General features: G+C 66.2%; 1 protein-coding gene. It reads right to left on the minus strand.

Translation table 11 applies throughout. The annotated features are described in order from the left end of the window. A partial coding sequence (locus QOI01_RS22925; RefSeq protein WP_526385017.1) for an ATP-binding protein occupies positions 1-2,314 on the minus strand: 2,314 nt, incomplete at its 3' end. Positions 2,315-2,562 lie beyond the last annotated feature (248 nt).

Raw genomic sequence — 2,562 nt, forward strand, 5'->3', positions numbered from 1 at the left:
CTTCGAGCTGGGCCAGGTTGGCCATCAGGTGGGTTTCATTGAAGCGGTTGCCGCTGTCGTGGGCAATCGCAAGGCCGCGGTGCATCGCCTCCATGGCGCGGTCGGGATCCGCGTTGCGCCAAGCGAAGCCGTAGGCCATCAGCGCCAAGGAGAGTGCGTGCGGATTGCGGGTGGCTTCGGCGATGTCGGGTAGGCCGTCCACTGCGGCCATTGCGTCGTCGTCGCGACCCGCGATCGTCAGTGTCAAGACTAGGTATGACGTGATGTTTACGTGTGCATCGCGCGTGCGTGCGAGCAGGGTACGGCACCACTCGACTGATCGATCAGCCTGACCGGTGGCTACATACGCAAAGGCGAGCAAGCCTTCAAAGCCGATCGGAAGCTCACCGCGGCCGGTGCGCACCGCCGCCTGGGCGGCGTCGGTGTACCCGATGGCCTGCTCGATACGTCCCACGAACCAGCACTGCGTTGCCATCGTGTAAAGAAAGACGAGCCGTCGGTGATCGGCAGCGCGGGCGGGCTCGATCAACTCTTCGGCCCAGGCGACGGGCTCGTAGTTTTCGACGCAGAAGCCGAGGAATGCCGCGTAGGTGGCGATGACGGCGGCATCGTCGAGGTTGCGATGATCGGCCGCCCAACGGAACGCGGTGCGCAGATTCGCGAGCTCGGTCGTGAACCAGTCGTACGCCTCCCGCTGCCGGGGGGTGTCCCACAGAGCCAGGACGTCGTCCTCTCTTGCAGCGAAGTGGTGGGCATGCGCGCTACGAACGTCGTCCGCCGCGCCGCTCGTCACGAGTTGCACCTCGGCGAACTGGCGAATGGTCTCCAGCATCGAGAACCGAGTCCGCCCCGACGACCGGTCAGCGACGAGCAGCGACTTGCGCACCAGAGCATCCAACAGATTGAGTACGGCGTAGTCGTCGGACGCGTTGGACCCCACTACCGCGCAGGCACTTTCGAGGTCGAACCCGCCGGCGAATACTGAACACCTTGCCAACAAAGACTTTTCGACATCGTCGAGCAGGTCATAAGACCACGCCACCGTCTGACGCAGTGTCTGATGGCGTTCCAGTCCGCGTCGTGACCCGACCAACAGCTGGAACCGCTGATCGAGACGATCCCGCACCTCGCTTGCGGTCATCGACGCCATCCGGGAGGCCGCCAACTCGATTGCCAGCGGGATCCCGTCGAGGCGGCCGCAGATCTCCACCACCGCCGCGGCTTCGTCGGGCATCGAGAAGTGAGGCGCAACAGCGCGGGCACGTTCGAAAAACAGCGTCGCCGCCGGCGAGCCGATTCCCGCGCCAACATCCAATGAGGGCACGGGCCATAGCTGCTCCTCGGCCACACCCAATCCTTCGCGGCTGGTGACCAGGATCCGCACGGTCTCCGACTGCGCGAGGATCGCCTCGATGAGATCGGCGGCGGAGCTGAGTACGTGCTCGCAGTTGTCGATCACCAGAAGCCGGACTCTGCCCTCCAGCGCGGCAGCCACCGACTCGCTGATGCTCTTGCCCGGCTGGTGGGTGATGCCCAGCACCGCGGCCACGGCGTCGGGCACCGCAGCCGGGTCAGCCACCGCGGCCAGTTCGAAAAACCAGACCCCGTCCGGGAATTCATCGACTAAGTGCGAGGCGACTTCCGAGGCCAGGCGAGTCTTGCCAACCCCACCAGCCCCGGTCAACGTCATGAGCCGATTGGCCCTCAACGCGGCTTGCACCTCGGCGACCTCAGATTCGCGCCCCACGAAACTGGTCGCCGCACGCCGTAGGTTGCCAGGGCTCGTGTCCAGCGCCCGCAGCGGCGGAAACTCCGTACGGAGTCCCGCTGCTCGGACCTGAAATAGACCAACCGGCATCGGTACATCGCGCAACCGCCGCGGCCCCAGATCCGACAGCTCGACTCCACTCAGCAGCTTCGCCGTCGAATCGGCCAGTAGGATCTGACCGCCATGTCCGGCGGCCATCACTCTCGCGGCCCGATTGAGCACCGCACCGAAGTAGTCACCATCCCGCAGTTCGGCCTCGCCGGTCGCCAACCCCATCCGCACCGGCAACTCGAGCCCTCGTTGCGCGGCCACCGCCGCATCCACCGCCGACCTGGGCGAGCCGAAGGCGGCGCACACACCGTCACCGGTGTGCTTGAACATGAAGCCGCCGTGCGTCTCAATCGCGGAGCGCAACACCGCGTCGTGGGCGGCGAGGGCGTTCCGCATCCCGTCCGCGTCGGCCTCCCACCGACGGGTCGACCCCTCGACATCGGTGAACAGAAACGTCACCACACCGGACGGTGCGGCTGTCGCGGCCACGCGCACAGGATGTCACAAGAAAGGCACTCCCACCTCGAACATCGGCGGATCCGGCCGGTCAGCGGATACCCGTGGTCGTCGAGTCGAACATCCGCGAGTCGCGATTGTCGTCTCGTTCGAGACGAGCGCCTGTGGCCACTGCCCCTGCGGGAGAACGGGCGCTGTTCGTCCTATCTGCGTTTGCGGGTGGGCGCAAACGCGCGTCGGCCGGCGCTCTGCCCGCCGACGCCTTCGTGGTCGACATCCCGCCAGAA

Source organism: Mycobacterium sp. (assembly GCF_032162605.1).
Lineage (GTDB): Bacteria > Actinomycetota > Actinomycetes > Mycobacteriales > Mycobacteriaceae > Mycobacterium.